This is a genomic window from Achromobacter sp. UMC46 (genome assembly GCF_014170335.1).
Taxonomy (GTDB): domain Bacteria; phylum Pseudomonadota; class Gammaproteobacteria; order Burkholderiales; family Burkholderiaceae_B; genus Achromobacter.
In genome coordinates this window covers 325,506-341,450 of sequence record NZ_LZZS01000005.1, presented here as the reverse complement: position 1 = coordinate 341,450, position 15,945 = coordinate 325,506, and the positions used below count along the sequence as shown (strand labels likewise).

The 15,945-nt window shown below is 67.7% G+C and carries 12 protein-coding genes; 7 read left to right on the top strand and 5 right to left on the bottom strand.

The features are described 5' to 3' along the window. Nucleotides 1-86: 86 nt before the first annotated feature. The 4 genes from A9973_RS09325 to A9973_RS09310 are packed head-to-tail and all read right to left on the bottom strand — an operon-like array spanning nucleotide 87 to nucleotide 5,871. A complete protein-coding gene (locus A9973_RS09325; protein ID WP_183013480.1) occupies nucleotides 87-800 on the bottom strand; it encodes a DUF2894 domain-containing protein in 714 nt (237 codons plus the stop codon). Further along, entirely contained in the window at nucleotides 790-1,440 is a 651-nt protein-coding gene (locus tag A9973_RS09320) for an OmpA family protein (RefSeq protein ID WP_183013479.1), read from the bottom strand. The genes A9973_RS09325 and A9973_RS09320 overlap by 11 nt, the downstream gene beginning before the upstream one ends. Then, nucleotides 1,437-5,039, bottom strand: coding sequence for a DUF802 domain-containing protein (locus A9973_RS09315; RefSeq protein ID WP_183013478.1), 3,603 nt, complete (start codon nucleotides 5,037-5,039; stop codon nucleotides 1,437-1,439). Before A9973_RS09315 ends, A9973_RS09320 begins: the two co-directional genes overlap by 4 nt. 10 nt (nucleotides 5,040-5,049) lie before the next feature. Next, nucleotides 5,050-5,871: a DUF3348 domain-containing protein gene (locus A9973_RS09310; protein WP_183013477.1), complete on the bottom strand. Its 822-nt coding sequence runs from the start codon at nucleotides 5,869-5,871 to the stop codon at nucleotides 5,050-5,052. Between the two features lie 207 nt (nucleotides 5,872-6,078). Between A9973_RS09310 and A9973_RS09305 the strand changes: the two genes are divergently transcribed. The 3 genes from A9973_RS09305 (at nucleotide 6,079) to A9973_RS09295 (ending at nucleotide 8,405) form a co-directional block, all read left to right on the top strand. Further along, nucleotides 6,079-7,305 (top strand): helix-turn-helix domain-containing protein, encoded by a 1,227-nt coding sequence (locus A9973_RS09305; protein ID WP_183013476.1) that lies wholly within the window; start codon nucleotides 6,079-6,081, stop codon nucleotides 7,303-7,305. Nucleotides 7,306-7,340: 35 nt separating this feature from the next. Next, nucleotides 7,341-7,973: a glutamine cyclotransferase gene (locus tag A9973_RS09300; protein WP_183013475.1), complete on the top strand. Its 633-nt coding sequence runs from the start codon at nucleotides 7,341-7,343 to the stop codon at nucleotides 7,971-7,973. A 90-nt stretch (nucleotides 7,974-8,063) separates the two neighbouring features. After that, nucleotides 8,064-8,405, top strand: a complete 342-nt coding sequence (locus tag A9973_RS09295; protein WP_183013474.1) for a hypothetical protein — start codon at nucleotides 8,064-8,066, stop codon at nucleotides 8,403-8,405. Nucleotides 8,406-8,610: 205 nt separating this feature from the next. On the opposite strand, the gene A9973_RS09290 is transcribed toward A9973_RS09295, so the two are convergent. Continuing rightward, nucleotides 8,611-10,353 (bottom strand): NAD(P)H dependent flavin oxidoreductase family protein, encoded by a 1,743-nt coding sequence (locus tag A9973_RS09290; protein ID WP_183013473.1) that lies wholly within the window; start codon nucleotides 10,351-10,353, stop codon nucleotides 8,611-8,613. A gap of 85 nt (nucleotides 10,354-10,438) precedes the next feature. On the opposite strand from A9973_RS09290, the gene A9973_RS09285 reads away from it, so the two are divergent. The 4 genes from A9973_RS09285 to A9973_RS09270 all read left to right on the top strand — a co-directional run bounded on the left by A9973_RS09285 (nucleotide 10,439) and on the right by A9973_RS09270 (nucleotide 15,934). Next, entirely contained in the window at nucleotides 10,439-11,923 is a 1,485-nt protein-coding gene (locus A9973_RS09285) for a PLP-dependent aminotransferase family protein (RefSeq protein ID WP_183013472.1), read from the top strand. A 205-nt stretch (nucleotides 11,924-12,128) separates the two neighbouring features. Beyond that, nucleotides 12,129-13,253, top strand: a complete 1,125-nt coding sequence (locus tag A9973_RS09280) for a TRAP transporter substrate-binding protein (protein WP_183013471.1) — start codon at nucleotides 12,129-12,131, stop codon at nucleotides 13,251-13,253. Nucleotides 13,254-13,352: 99 nt separating this feature from the next. Then, nucleotides 13,353-13,976 carry a TRAP transporter small permease subunit gene (locus tag A9973_RS09275; RefSeq protein ID WP_183013470.1) on the top strand — a complete coding sequence of 208 codons (624 nt, stop codon included), beginning with the start codon at nucleotides 13,353-13,355 and terminating at the stop codon, nucleotides 13,974-13,976. Then, nucleotides 13,976-15,934, top strand: a complete 1,959-nt coding sequence (locus A9973_RS09270; protein WP_183013469.1) for a TRAP transporter large permease subunit — start codon at nucleotides 13,976-13,978, stop codon at nucleotides 15,932-15,934. The genes A9973_RS09275 and A9973_RS09270 overlap by 1 nt, the downstream gene beginning before the upstream one ends. The last annotated feature ends 11 nt before the right edge of the window (nucleotides 15,935-15,945 follow it).

Below are 15,945 nucleotides of genomic sequence, written 5' to 3'. Positions count from 1 at the left end.
TATATGGTTTGTATATGGATCGTATCTTACTGCGTGGCGGGAGGCGGTGCAAATCGGCCGTTCAATCGGGCGCTTCGACGCCCGCCTCAGCGCGTCCTGGCGCGCGGCTTCTTGGCCGTTTCCGTCTTGGTCGTGCCGGTCTTGGCGCCAGCCTTGGTTGTCGCAGTCTTGGCCGCGCCCGGGCGGACCGCGTCTTTCGCCGCAGGCGCCGTCGCCACGTGGACCTGCTCCATCCACATCAGCGCGTCCGTATACGACAGGAACTGCTGCAGATAGCCCGGCGACAGTTCGCGCATCAAGGACAGCGCGCGGTGCACCAGCTGATTGGAATTCAGCGGGCCGGCGTTCTTGTGGACCTGTTCCTGCGATTGGCGTACCTGGCGGTCGGCGCTGACCCGCGACCAGACGCCGCGGAAATAATCCAGCATCTGCACGTCGGGATAGGTGGCCCGCAGGCCCAGCGTGTCGCGCGTCCAGCCGCTGACGCCGCCGGGCGGATCCGGGTCGGCCAGGTAGTCGATCAGGCCGGCCAGGGCGCCGGCGCTGCGGGCGGCGTCCGAGGCGTCGGCATCGGCGGCCGCGGAATCGGCCGCCAGCCGGCTTTCATAAGCTTGCAGCAGATCGACCAGTCTTGCGTCCAGCAACTGGCGCGCCGGGCCGTCCAGCGCAGCGGTGCGCCGGGCCATCGCGTCCAGGAAACGGAAGCGCACCGGGTCGGCGCGGTCGGCCCCGCTGTCGCGCCAGGCGTCCAGCGTCGCCTGCGCGTCGCGCGCGCCGCCAAAGCTGCCGTCACTGCCCACGCGGCTTTTCCGGGTCGTTGGACGGCTTGGGAATCGGCGTGATCTCCACGCGGCGGTTCTTGGCGCGTCCCGCTTCGTCGACGTTCGACGCCACCGGCTGCTCGGAACCGAAGGCGGCGGCGAAGACGGTGGAGGACGGCACGCCTTCGTCGATCAGCGCCCGCGTGACCGTCAGCGCGCGTTGCGCCGACAGGTCCCAGTTGTCCGCAAAGCGGCGGTTGCCTTCACGCACCTGCTGGTCGTCGGTATAGCCGCTGACCATCAGGATTTCGTCATGGGTCTTCAGATAGGCGGACAGGGGTTCGATCAGGGTCTTCAGGATCTCGCGGCCTTCGGGCTGCAACTGGTCGGAGTTCAACGCGAACAGCACGCTGCCGCTGATGCCGATGCGGCCGTTGATCAGCGTGACGCGGCCGGCCGCCAGCGGGCCCGCCAGCGCCTGTTCCAGCGTTTCGCGCCGCTGCGTTTCTTCCTGCCGCTGCTTGACCTCTTCTTCCAACTGCGTCGACAGTTGCAGCTGCACGCCGATCACGCTGACCAGGATCAGCACGAAGGCGCCCAGCAGCACCGACATCAGGTCGCCGAAGACGGCCCAGGCCGGTGCGGTCGCCTCTACGCCGCCGTCGATGTCCTCGCTCATGCGGCTTCGGCTCCGGCGGTGGCGCGCTGGATGGCCAGCTGCTGCAGGTTTTCGATGATCTGCTTTTGCGACATCAGGCTCAGGTCGACCACTTCACGGGCCTGCGCCACGTAATAGGACAACTGCTCGTCGCCGCGCGCGATGGACTTGTCCAGCGCTGCTTCGATGCGTTGCAGATGGGCCACCAGCTTGTCGTTGGACTCGCCGAACAGTTGCACGGCGGTGCCGAACGATTCGCCCAGGCTGGCCACTTCCACGGCGCTGCTGGTGACTTGCGCTGCCACGTCCGCGAGCTTGCCGGTTTCGGCTTCGACGCGGTCGGTGAACTGCGTGCCGACGCGTTCCAGCAGCTCGGCCGACGAGGCGACCAGCGCGTCCACGGCCGTGCGTTGCTCGGCAGCCGTGTGGTTCACGGCGGTAAGCAAGGTGTCCAGCGTGTCGAGCAGTCGGTTGCGCTCTTCCAGCATGTCGTTGTCGCGCACCATGCTGTCGGACAGCTTCTGGCGCAGTTCGCCGATGACGTCGGCGGCCGCTTTGGGGGCTTCCGAGGCGGCTTGCACCAGGCGGCCGATTTCGGCGATGGTGTCGCTGGCGTGCGCCTGCGTCTGCGACGTGATGTCGTGGGCCGTCTGGGCCAGCGTGTCGCAGATCTGCTGCTGCTGGCTGGCGGTGGCGGCACCGGCCTGTTCCCATTCCTGGCGCAGTGCGTCGGCCATGGCGGCCAGCTTGCCGGTCCAGGAGGCCAGGCGCGCTTCGTCGTTGGACGCCAGCGCCGCTTGCAGGCCGGCGTGCGATTGGTCCAAGGTGCGCAGCAGCGATGCCGAGTGTTGCTCGAACGCGGCCGCGGCGGTTTCCAGGGCCTGGCGGTTGCCGGCCGCCAATTGCTCGCCCACCTGTTCCTGGCGCGTCTGCGCATCGGACCAGGCCTGCGTGACATGGCTTGCCATCTTTTCCAGGCGTACGGACACGTCCTGCAGCAGGCTGGCCTGCGCCTCGGTCTGCGCGGTGATGTCGCGGGTGGCCTGGGTCAGCGTGTTGCTCAGGGCCTGTTGGCGGTCGGCGGCTCGCACGCCGGCCAGTTCCCATTCCTGGCCCAGCGCATCGGCCATCGCGGACAGCTTGCCGGTCCAGGCGGACAGGCGTGCTTCATCCTTTGCGGCCAGGGCGGCTTGCAGGTCCGCATGCGACTGGTCCAACGTGCGCAAGAGCGCAGTCGAATGCTGCTCGAAGGCGGCGGCGGCGGTGGCCAGGGCCTGCTGGTTGTCCGCGGCCAGTTTTTCGCCGACCTGTTCCTGGCGCGTCTGCGCGTCGGTCCAGGCTTGGGCGACTTCGCGCGCGGCCGTCTCAAGGCGGGTCGACACCGTCTCCAGCAGGCGGGCTTGCGCCTCGTTCCGGGTGGCGACGTCTTGCGCGGTCAATGCCAGCGTGTCGCTGATTTCCTGCTGGCGGGTGACGGTGTGGTCGCCAGCCGCCTTCCATTCCTGTCCCAGCGCCGCGGCCATCGCGGCAAGCGTGCCGGTCCAGGCGGACAGGCGTTCTTCGTCCTTCGCCGCCAGTGCGGCTTGCAGGTCCGAATGCGACTGGTCCAACGCGCGCAAGAGCGACGCCGAATGCTGCTCGAACGCGGCGGCGGCGGTGGTCAGGGCCAGTTGGTTGTCCGTGGCCAGTTTTTCGCCGACCTGTTCCTGGCGGGACAGCGCGGTGTTCCATTGGTCGGACACGCGGGTGGCCGCCGTTTCCAGGCGAGCGGACACGCTTTCAAGCAGCAGGGCCTGGGCCTCGGTCTGGGACGTGACGTCGCGCGCGGTGCGGGCAAGCGAATCCGTCCAGGCGGTCAGGCGTTCGTGGTCGCGGGCAGCCAAGGCCGCCTGCAGGTCCGCGTGCGACTGGTCCAGCGTGCGCAACAGCGACGCCGAATGCTGCTCGAACGCGGCGGCGGCGGTGGTCAGGGCCTGTTGGTTGTCCGCGGCCAGTTTTTCGCCGACCTGTTCCTGGCGGGACAGCGCGGCGTCCCAGCGTTCGGACACGTTGTTCGCCGCCGCTTCCATGCGCGCCGACACGCTTTCCAGCAGGCTGGCTTGCGTGGCAGCCTGGGCATTGATGTCGCGCACGGTCTGGGCCAGCGTGTCGCTGATGGCCTGCTGGCGGTCGGCGGCTTGAGCGCCGGACTGCTGCCATTCCTGGCGCAGGGTGGCGCCCATGGCTCCCAGCGTTTCGGTCCAGGCGGCCAGGCGTTGCTGGTCGCGCGAGGCCAGCTCGGATTGCAGCAGGGAATGCGATTGGTTCAACGTGCGCAGCAACGACGCGGAATGCTGTTCGAAACTGGCGGCCGCCGCGGTCAGTGCCTGCAGGTTGTCGCCCGCCAGCTTTTCGCTGACGCGTTCTTGCCGCGACAGCGCGGACGTCCAGGCGTCGGACATGTCGCCCGAGGACGCTTCCAGCCGCGCGGAGACGCCGTCCAGCAGGGCGGACGAGCGCTGTTCGAAGGTCTCGGCAAAGCGGTCCAGCGACGCGCGCAGGTCCTGGGCCAGCGTTTCGCTTGCGCGTTGCTGACCGGCCAGGGCCTGGTTCCAGATGTCGGCCACATTGGCGGTGGACGCCTGGAAGCCCGAGGTAAGGCTGGCCAGCTGCTGCTGCACGGCCTGCGTCACGGTGTCTTGCAGACTGGCCGTTTCGCGCGACAGGCTCTCCATCGTGGCCTGCACGACGGGCTGCAGGGCTACGCCGGCGGAACGCGCACTTTCCGCCACGCCTTCCTTCATGGACTGTTCCATCACGGACGCCAGGCGCGCATAGGCGGCCTCGGCCTTGCCCTGGAACACGTCCTGGCTGGCAAGCTGCCGGTCATTGATGGATTGGGTCTGCTTTTCCATGTTTTGCATCATGGCTTGCAGGCGGTCGACCAGCGTCGGCATGGCGTCGGCTTGGCGCTGCATCACTTCGGCTTGCCGTTGCAGCAGCTTGAAGGACTCTTCCCGCTGATAGCTTTGCGAGTAGACCCGCAGGGTCGTCGCGATCTTCGTATCCAGCAGTTGCGCGGCCAGCACGCGTTCGCGGCGGCACAGCGCGGCCAGCAGGCCCAGCATGGCGGACGTGGCCACGCCGGCGATGGACGTGCCGAACGCGAAGCCCAAGCCCTTGACCGGCGCGGCCAGCGACGCGCGGATGGCGCCCAGGTCGGTGGCGCTTTCCAGCGCCATGCCGGTGCCGCGCAGCATCACGACCATGCCCAGGAACGTGCCCAGCATGCCCAGCAACACCAGCAGGCCCACCAGATAAGGCGTGAGCGCCGGGCCGGGCAGTCCGACCCGCTCGCCTTCCACCCGCAGCCGCGCCGCATTGCGCAGGCTGGGATGCAACTGGTCCAGCCAGGATCCCAGGCTGGCCGGCGCTTCGGTCAGGCCGGTGGCCGACCGCGCGAGACTGGTGGTGGCTTGCTGGTAGCGCAGCAGCTCCACCGTGCCCGCCAGATAGCAGACGCCGATCAGCAGCGTTACGGCCAGCGCCAGCGGGTTGGTGCCCGCATAGCCTGCGCCGATCCAGCCCACGACGGCCAGACCGGCCAGGAAAACCACGAAATTGATCAGATACTTGGACATAGTGTCCCGGTTAGCTGGCGCGAAGGGCGGCAAGCAGCCCTTCGACCGGTTGTAAACGAACATCCAATTCGGCAAGCAGGACGCTCCGCATATCCTTGCGGAACACGTCCAGCCAGGCGCCGGGTGTTATCGGTGCGGCTGCCGCTTCGGGCGCTTTGGGCACTTCGGGCGATTGCGCGCCTTCGGCCGCGGCATCCGCGCCGTCTTCAACTTCCGGGTCGGCGCTGGCCAGGGCCAATGCCGCCGCTTCGGCCAGGCGCAGGCGCTCGAAATGCCCGGCAAGCAGCTTCGGGATGACGCCCAACAAGGCGCGTTCCTTCGGCAGCAGCGCGCGGTCCATGATGGCATCCACCACCGCCAGACGCGTCATCTCGCCGTTCTTGGCCGCGACCATGCCGCGCAGGCGACTGCGCAGATTGCCCACGCTGGTCTCCATCGTGTGCTGCAACGACTGATACCGCTGCCGGAAATTCGAGTAATCCGCTTCGGCTTGCGCGATAGCCGCCGGCTTGTTGGCCGAGGCTTGCCCGGGCTGAAGCCGCTTGGCGGCAGTCGCCGCCGTGTCGCTGGCAATGGCATCGGCCAGCGTAGTCCGGACGCGCACGCACTCGCGTTCCTCGGCGCTGCTGAACGTCCGCGCGCCGGGAGCGATCACCGGCGGTCGGGTGTTCAGGGCCGCGGATAGCGCGATCGCGTCCGTCCAGCCGAGCCACTGGCTCAGATGGTCTGAAAGCGATTGCCTGGATTCCGGAACGTCGGCATCCGTCAGGCGAGTCAGCAAGCGGATGAGCGTCGGGCCGCTTAAACCTGTGCGCTGTGGGGCTTGCAACATACCACCAGAGTCAAAAAGGGGGGAGTTTACACGCTGGCGAGAGGGGAAAGGGCGCGCGGACGGGGGCGCTGGGATAGAAATGGGGTCGCATCACTGCCCAGGTGCAACAGTGTGACGACCCGGCGTGGGGCCGGGGGGCGGCCTGCGCGGGTGGTAGATTAGTTTCCAGGCACGGGCCAGCAGGAGCGACAGCATGGCGGCACCTCGATGGATATTCTGATCTTGAATGCGTCGCGCGCATTGGCCGCCGGGGATCCGCTGGGCGCGCTGAACCGCGTTGCGCTGCGCGACGACGCGCCGGCGCTGGCCTTGCGCGGGATCGCGATGGCGCAACTGGGCGACTTCGTGCGGGCGAAAGCGCTGCTGCGGCGTGCCGGGAAAGCTTTCGGCGCCGAGGATGCCGCCGCCCGCGCCCGTTGCGTGGTGGCCGAGGCCGAGGTGGCGCTGGCTTCGCGCGACCTGGCCTGGCCGGAAAAGTCGCTGGCCGGCGCCCGCGCCACGCTGCAGGCGCATGGCGACGCGGTCAACGCCGCGCATGCGGCGCAGCTTCAGGCGCGCCGGCAATTGCTGACCGGCCGGCTGGAGGAAGCCGGCCACACCCTGGCCGGCGTGGATGCGAGCGGTCTGCCGGCCGCATCGCGCGCGATCCATGAATTGATCCGGGGCGGCATCGCGCTGCGCCGTGTCCAGGCGTCCGCCGCCAGCGCGGCGTTGACGTGCGCCGCGGATGCCGCGCGGCAAGCCGGCATTCCGGCCTTGCTGGCGGAAGTGGACAACGCCTTCAAGGCATTGAACGCCCCGGCCGGTCGCCGCGTCGGGCAGGGCGTGGCGTGTGATCTGACGCTGGGCGAGGTGGAAGCGCTGCTGGCGTCAAACGCGTTGATCATCGATGCGTGCCGCAACGTCTTGCGGCGAGAGGGCCAAGTGGTGTCGCTGGCCAGCCGCCCCGTCTTGTTCACGCTGGCGCGGATGCTGGCCGAAGCGTGGCCGCAGGACGTTTCGCGGGAACTGCTGATCGCCCACGCTTTTCGGACCGGCTTCCAGGACGAATCCCACCGGGTGCGCCTGCGCGTGGAGATCGGGCGCCTGCGTGCGGCAATGCGGCCGCTGGCCGGCGTCCAGGCGACGAAACTTGGCTTCGTCCTGAAGCCCGGGGGCGAACCGGAGGTGGTCGTGCTGGCCCGCCCGGTGGACGTGGACGACCGCGATCAGGCGGCGGTGCTGGCCTGCCTGGCCGACGGCCAGGCGTGGTCGAGTTCCGCCTTGGCGCTGGCGCTGGGCGCCAGCCAACGCACCGTGCAACGGGCGCTGGACGCATTGGCGGCCGCCGCGCAGGCACAGCCATTGGGGCACGGGCGGGCGCGTCGCTGGATGACGCCGCCGGTGCCGGGTTTCACGACAAGCTTGTTACTCCCGCTTGTTGCTGCCCCGTAAGTAGCATGACTTCTCCTACTGAACAGGATGTGATCATGAAACGGACTCAAGCCCAAATCCTCCGTGAATACGGCCCTTTCCCCGGCGTCGAACAAGTGCATGGCGTCACCTACGATGGCGATCAGGTCTGGTTCGCCGTAGGGGAAAAACTGGTCTCGCTGGACCCCGCCACCGGCGTCGCGGCGCGCGCGCTGGACGTCGCGGCCAGTGCCGGCACGGCCTTCGACGGCAAGCATTTCTATCAGATCGCCGACGGGCGCATTCAAAAGGTGGATCCCAAGAACGGCCGCGTGCTGGCGACGATCCCCGCGCCCGGCGGCGGCGGCGACTCCGGCATGGCCTGGGCCGAGGGCTCGTTGTGGGTCGGCCAATACCAGCAGCGCAAGATCCATCAAGTGGATCCGGAGACCGGCCGCGTGTTGCGCACCATCGATTCCGACCGCTATGTCACCGGCGTCACGTGGGTGGACGGCCAACTTTGGCATGGCACCTGGGAGAACGACGCCAGCGAACTGCGGCGCCTGGAACCCGCGACCGGCGACGTGCTGGAAAGCGTCGACATGCCCGCTGGCATGGGGGTGTCGGGCCTGGAGTCGGATGGCGCGGACCGCTTCTTCTGCGGCGGCGGCAATAGCGGCAAGGTCAGGGCGGTGCGGCGACCCGGGTAGAATCGGGAACAGGGTCAACTGGCCCAGGGGCCTGGCCCTCGACCTCACATTTGGAAACGCATGAAGCTTGCTCCGTTTGGAATTTTGGGAATGGCCGTCATCGGCGTTGCGGCGCATGCCGAGCCGCTGGCCATCCCGACACCGGAGCAGGCGCATGCCGCCGTGGTCACGTTGCTGGGCGACGACCTGCCCGGCATGAAGCAGTCGCAGCTGGCCATCGGCACCTGTCTGCCCGCGCCCAAGCCGTCGCACAAGGGGCGGGTGTCCTGCACCACGATGCTGCTGATGCCGGCGGGCAGGTCGGAGGCCCCGATGGACTTCTACCAGGACGGCGGCAAGTGGGTCGCCTCGCCGCCCACCAACCTGGAATTGCCGTTCCCCGATCCCAAGCTGGCGAACCAGCACTGGGTGGAAGGCAAGGACAAGCCGTAACCGCCATGCGGATACTGGCGCCGGCGCCGCCGCTGTCGCGGCCTGACCGAGCCTACGATGCGCTTGGCCGAGCGCTATGCCGGCCTGGGCTATGTCTGCGCCGCGCCGCATCGAAGCCAGCGTGCTGTTGCTGCATGGATGGGAAGACCCCGCCGCGCCGATGAGCGGTCTTGGGCGGCGATGCGCGTGCAACTGGACGAGGCGTTCAGGCCGTAGCGGGGCGCAGCAGCACGTCCTCGTAGAACGCGCCGATGGGCAGGCGCAGGTCGCGCACCTGGATTTCCAATACCCAGATGCCGTCGCCGGGAATGAAATCGGCATTCGCCAGCTGGTGCTTCCCGTATAGCGCATGCGGAAAGTCCGACACCCGGTGCCCCGCGATATCGCGCACCAGCGCGCAGCCGTATTCGTGGGCGTAGTCATCTGCCACGTCATACAGCGCTTGGCCCGTCAGCCCGTCCAGCCAGGCCAGGCGCGTGCGCTTGAACACGTCGCGGGCCGCCTGGGCGCAGCGTTGCCGGTCGGCATCGGCCCCGGTCACGAAGGTGTCGCCGTAATCGCCTTCGTAGCCGTCCCAGACCGGACCGATGTCGACGACGAAGATGTCGTCTTCGCCCAGTGTGCGGCGGCGGTCGGTGGGGTGCACGGCGGGGGATTGCGAGTCGGCGCCGAACCTCACATAGGTGGGATGCCAGTTGTGCGATGCGCCCATGCGGCGCAAATGCTGGTCGGCCAGGGCGATGGCGTCGCCGGTCGTGATGCCGGGCGTCATCAGCGCGGCGATTTCATGCACGGCATCCATCGAACGCTGGCGCGCCGCCAGGATGCCGTCCAGCGTGAAGCGTTCGCCGACGCGTTCCCAGGGGTGCGCCGGGTGGCGCGGTGCCAGGTCCGCACCAGGGCCGGCGGCAGGCAGGAACGCCTCTGACAGGAACCGGCCTTCCGGCAGTCCCGCCGCGCGCAAGCACGCCTGCGCCGCGCGGACCATGGCGCTATTGCCGCAGGCGTAGACCAGGGTGCGCGCCCAGTCGTGGCCGGCATCTAGCGCCACGTCTTGCACATGGCGGCCGGTGGCCCCATTCGCCGATGGCGCCTGCGAAGATCCCTCCGAAGGCCCGGCGGAGGATCCCCCGGACAGCACCGGATGCCATCGGAAGACGCCGTCCTTGCCCTGCAATGCGTTCAGCAGGCCGCTGGCGTAGCAATCCTCGCGCTGCCGGCCGCCCCAGTAGAGCGTCACGCTTTGCAGGCTGCGGCTATCGAGGGCGGCCATCAGAATGGGGAACACGCCCGCAAAGCCCGTGCCGGTTGCCAGCAGTACCAGATGGTCGATGCCGCCGGGAGGCGTGGCGGGCCAGACGCAAGCGCCATGCGGGCCGTCCAGCGACAGCGCGTCTCCGGGCATCAACGCCGGCAAAACCTGGTTGGTGAACCTGCCTGCGGGCGTGCGGCGAATGTGGAACGCCAGCCGTTGCGGGCCGGCGGCGCCGGGCGCGTTCGCAATCGAAAAGCTGCGGTGGCTGCCGTCGTCAAGCCGCCAGCGCACATGCTGCCCGGGCTGGTAGTCAAAGGGTTCGGCGCCTTCGATGTCGACGATCAGTTCGGTCACGTCCGCCGTCAACGGCCGGCGCGACACCACGCTGGCGCGCCGTTGCCGGGGCGCGCCGGCGGGGGCGGCCCAGTGCGGGAAGCGCAGCGTCAGGTCGCTGGCCGCACGGCATTGGCACATCAGCAATTCGTCGGCGGCCGGCACATAGGAACGCTCGGTCGGCGGCGCGATGGGCTCGTAGCGCCCCGCCAGCACCTGCGCCCGGCAAGAGCCGCACTCGCCACGTTGACAGGAAAAGGGCACCGGCGTGCCGACGGCCAGCGCGGCATCCAGGATGGACGCCTGGCCGTCCGAAGCGAATTGGCCGAAAGACAGGGAGATCGTGTAGCGCAGGGTCATGGCAGGTTTCGGGGAATGGCAAAGGGAGATCCAGGCCAGAATTTATCGCTAAAATGGCTTATTCAATAGGGCCATATTCATAAAAATGAACAAGCCACTTTCTGCGCGGAAAAAATCGGAATCCAGCCTGGATCTACCGCAGGATTCGCCCCGCGACGGTGAATCCAAGCAGTCCTGGGTCTATCGGCAGATTCAGGAGCGGATCCTGAAAGGCGCGCTGGCTTCCGGCGCGCGGCTGCCTTCCACGCGCAGCCTGTCGCAACGTTGGCGCGTGTCGCGCTCGACGGTCGAGGCGGCCTACGACCAGTTGCGCGGCGAAGGCTATACGACGGGCACCGTCGGATCGGGGACTTACGTGTCGGCCGTCATCCCGGACAACTTCTTTCGCCGAGGACTGCCGGGCGACCCGATTTCCCATTCGGTGCCCGCACGGCCCGCGCGCCAGGACCCGCCGCAGGCCGCGCCCACGCCCGAGCCGCTCTTCGCCGCCAGAACGGCCGACGCGTCGCTGTTTCCGATGGCGACGTGGCGCAAGGGCCTGACCGCCAGCGCGCAGCGCGTGACGCCGGATCAACTGGCCAACGAGGAATCCCAAGGCTGGCTGCCGCTGCGCGAGCAGATCGCGCGCTATCTGGGCGCGGCCCGTGGCATTTCGTGCGATGCGGATCAGGTCGTCATCCTGACCGGCATCCGCGACGGGCTGGACCTGAGCGCGCGCATCCTGCTGTCCCGGCAGGACAAGGTGCTGGTGGAAGACCCGGGCTACCTGACCGCCATGCCGCTGTTCAGTCAGTTCACCTCGCGGGTCGTGCCCATCGCCATCGATGAGCATGGTTTTTCGGTGGCCCGCGCGCGCCGCCAGCGCGGCGTGAAGCTTGTGCACGTGACGCCCGCGCATCAGTCGCCCACCGGCGTCACGATGCCGGTGTCGCGCCGCCTGGAACTGCTGGCGTGGGCCGAGCAGGCGGATTGCTGGATCATCGAAGACGATTACGACAGCGAATTCAACTACGACAGCGCGCCGCTGGCGGCGCTGAAAAGCCTGGACACGGCGGACCGCGTCATCCATTGCGGCAGCTTCAACAAGACGATGTTCAACGCGCTGCGGATTGGCTATGCGGTGGTGCCCAGGCGATGGGTCGCCGCATTTTCACGGGCGCGCCACACGACCGGACGCTCAAACAGCATGATCGAGCAGATGACGCTGGCGGGGTTTCTTGAGGACGGCAGCTTTGCGCGCCACGTCCGCAAGGCGCGGGCCGTGTATGCCCAACGGCGCGATCGGGTGATGCGGCTGCTGGCGCAGGCGGCGGGCGGCGAACCCTTGCGGACCAGCGGCGAACACGCCGGTTTCCATCTGCTGTGGTGGCTGCCTGCCGGGTGCGATGCGGCCGCGCTGCTGGATCGGGCGCGGGCAAGAGGCCTGGCGTTGCAGCCCGTCGCCGACTATTGCCGGCGCGTCGGCTTGCCGGCGGGGCTGGTGATCGGCTACAGCGGGCTGGACGAGCCGGCGCTTGCCCGGCAAGGCGCATTGCTGCGCGACCTGATGGCGCATGCGGCGGATTATTAGACCAACGGCCTACGCCGCCGGTCTAGGGTAATTCCTGACAACAAGCTGATTGTCAGCAGTTAGTCAGAAAGGTCTAATCAGCACAAAGTTGCAAAGCGGTCGCAGTCCCGGCACCGGGAAGCTCGCAGCAGGCGTTTCTCTCGTGTCCATGCAGGTGCAGTCACTACAAGCTGTTCCGTGTAGTCCACCAAGGAGACAACAAGCCATGCAACAACCCACGAAACCCCGCCGCAAGTTCATATCCGGCGCTGCCGTCGCGGGCGCCGCCGCACTGGGATTCCCCGCCGTCGCCCGGGCGCAGAACGCGCCCATTTCCCTTCGGTTCCAAAGCACCTGGCCCGCCAACGACATCTTCCACGAATTCGCCCGCGACTATGCGCAGAAGGTCAACGACATGGCCGGCGGCCAATTGAAGATCGAAGTGCTGCCCGCCGGGGCGGTCGTGAAGGCGTTCGATCTGCTGGACGCGGTGTCGGCGGGCACGCTGGACGGCGGCCACGGGGTGGTGGCCTATTGGTACGGGAAGAACACGGCCGTGGCGCTGTGGGGGTCGGGGCCGTCCTTCGGCATGGACGCCAACATGCTGCTGGCCTGGCACGAATACGGCGGCGGCAAGGAACTGCTGACCGAAATCCAGAAGGCGATGGGCGTGAACGTCGTGTCGCTGATGTACGGGCCGATGCCGACTCAGCCCTTTGGCTGGTTCAAGCGGCCGGTGACCAAGGTCGAGGACGTGAAAGGCGTGAAGTTCCGCACCGTGGGGCTGGCCATCGACATGTACACGGCAATGGGGGCGGCGGTGAACGCCTTGCCGGGCGGCGAGATCGTGCCGGCGCTGGACCGCGGGCTGCTGGACGGGGCCGAGTTCAACAACGCGTCGTCCGATCTGGCGCTGGGCTTCCAGGACGTGTCCAAGATCTGCATGCTGCAAAGCTTCCACCAGAGCGCCGAGCAGTTCGAAGTGCTGTTCAACAAGGGCAAGTACGACGCGTTGCCGCCGCACTTGAAGCACGTGCTGAGTTACGCGGCCCAGGCGTGCAGCGCGGACATGTCCTGGAAAGCGGCCAACCGCTATTCGCAGGACTACGTCAAGCTGCAGAAGGACCACAACGTCAAGTTCTACAAGACGCCTGACGCGATCCTGCAGGCGCAGTTGAAGATCTGGGACGAGATGATCGCCAAGCGGTCGGCCGAGAACCCGCTGTTCAAGAAGGTGCTGGATTCGCAGCGCGCGTTCGCCGAGCGGGTGGGGCGCTGGCATGGGGACGTGTCGGTGAACTACCGCATGGCCTACAACCACTACTTCTCGCGCGGCACCAAACCGGCCTGACGCCTGTCTGCCTGGCCGCCCGCTTGCTGCTCCCTCGGGGGCAGGCCAGGTGGGCGGCGTGTGCGCCCACGGCGCCATGCGTCTCGTCCTGGATGCCCGATGATCCGACTCATACGCTTGATTGACCGCATCTCCACTTTCGTCGGGAAGACGTTCGCCTGGTTGATCGTCGTGCTGGCCCTGCATGTGTGCTGGGAGGTGGCCGCGCGCTATGCGCTGAACCGGCCCAGCGCCTGGGCGTTCGATATGCAGATGATGTATTACGGCATCCTGTTCATGATGGCCGGGGCCTACACGCTGGCCAAGAACGGGCACGTGCGCGGCGACATCCTGTACGGCTTCCTGCCGCCGCGGGTGCAGGCGGGGCTGGACCTGATCCTGTTCATCGTGTTCTTTTTTCCCGGCGTCATCGCGCTGGTGTGGGCGGGCTGGTACTACGCCGGCTACTCCATCGCCATCGGCGAACACTCGTCGCTGATGGCCGACGGGCCGCCCATCTATCCCTTCAAGGCGTTCATCCCCGTGGCGGGCGCGTTCCTGTTGCTGCAGGGCGTGGCCGAGGTGCTGCGCTGCGTGCTGTGCCTGCGGCGCGGCGCGTGGCCGTCGCGCGAAGAGGACGTCGAGGAGGTCGACGTGGACAAGCTGAAGAAGATGGTCCACGTGAAGGACGAAGACATCGCCCAACTGGACCGCTACGTGACGACGCCCCGGGAGTCCCGCTGATGAAAATCCACAAGGCGTTGTGGTTTGGCCTGTCGTGCATCGCAATTGTGTTGCTGATGATCGCTTTCCTGACCCCATGGGGCGAGCTCACTACGGGGCACATCGGCTTGCTGATGCTTGCGTTGATCGTAGTGGCGATCATGCTGGGGTTTCCGACGGCGTTCACGCTGATGGGCATGGGGGTGCTGTTCACCTTCCTGGCCTATTACATGCAGAGCGCGGACGCGGGGCGTTCCATCGGGCAGACGCTGGACCTGATGGTGCAGCGCACCTACGCCACGATGACCAACGATTCCCTGATCTCGATCCCGCTGTTCGTCTTCATGGGGTATCTGGTCGAACGGGCCAACCTGATCGAAAAGCTGTTCCGGTCCATGCACCTGGCGCTGGCGCGGCTGCCGGGCGCGCTGGCGGTGGCCACGCTGGCCACCTGCGCGATCTTCGCCACGGCGACCGGCATCGTCGGCGCGGTGGTGACGCTGATGGGGCTGCTGGCGATGCCCGCGATGCTGAAGGCCGGCTACAGCGTGCGGCTGACGGCGGGCTCGATCACGGCAGGCGGTTGCCTGGGCATCCTGCTGCCGCCCTCGGTGATGCTGATCGTCTACGGCGCAACAACCGGGGTGTCGGTGGTGCAGCTGTATGCGGGCGCGCTGTTTCCGGGGATCATGCTGGCGGGCCTGTACATGCTGTACGTGATCCTGGTGGCCAAGTTGCGCCCGGACATGGCGCCGCCGCTGCCGCTGAACGAGCGCGGCGTGCCGCTGCCGCCGGAAACCCGCGCGCTGGCCGCGACGGGCTACACGCGGGCGCTGACCGGCATGGTGGCCGCCTTGTTCAAGGGCCGGCGCAACCGCGACGTGCCCTTAGGCTTCCTGCTGCGCAACATGGCGACGGCGCTGGCGCCGCTGGCGCTGGTCCTGCTGCTGGTGGCGGTGGTGCACCACGGAGTGACCCGGCCGCAGGTGGTGTACGACATCCCCGCGGAACTGCAACTCGGATCGGGCGGTTTCGATACGGGCTCGGGCCTGAGCGAGCCGGATGCGGGTGGCCTGGCGGAGCCGCCTTCGGGTGAGCTGGCCGAGCCGCCGTCACCGGACGCCGGGGCCTCCGGCCTGACCGAACCGCCGGGCACGCCGGCGGCATCGGCCCCAGCCGCTGCTACCGCTGCCGCCGCGCCCGCCGAGACTGCCGCAGCGTCCCTCGCGGCGCCCAAAGGGTTCTGGATCTTCGTGGCGATATGCGCCGCGATGCTGGTGGTGTTCTATGCGGCGCTGACCTGGGCGCGGCTGGAAATCTTCAAGATGCTGATGTCGTCGTTCTTTCCGCTTGCGGTCATGATCGCGGCGGTGCTGGGGTCGATCGCCTTCGGCCTGGCCACGCCCAGCGAGGCCGCCGCCATGGGGGCGATGGGCGGGGCGTTGCTGGCGCTGGCGTACCGGCGCCTGAACCTGCCGGTGCTGCGGGAATCGGTGTTCCTGACCGCCAAGACCAGCGCGATGGTGTGCTGGCTGTTCGTGGGTTCATCGATCTTTTCGGCCGCGTTCGCGCTGCTGGGCGGCCAGCGCATCATCGAAGACTGGGTGCTGTCGCTGGGCCTGACGCCCATCCAGTTCCTGCTGCTGGCGCAGGTCATCATCTTCCTGCTGGGCTGGCCGCTGGAATGGACCGAGATCATCGTGATCTTCATGCCCATCTTCGTGCCGCTCTTGAACGCATTCGGCATCGACCCGCTGTTCTTCGGGCTGCTGGTGGCGCTGAACCTGCAGACCGCGTTCCTGTCGCCGCCCGTGGCCATGTCCGCGTTCTACCTGAAAGGCGTGTCGCCGCCCCATGTGACGCTGAACCAGATTTTCCTGGGCATGATGCCGTTCATGGGGATTCAGGTCGTGGCCATTTTCCTGCTGTACATGTTTCCGGGGATCGGGATGTGGTTGCCGACGGTGCTGTACCGGTAAGGGGCCGCCCG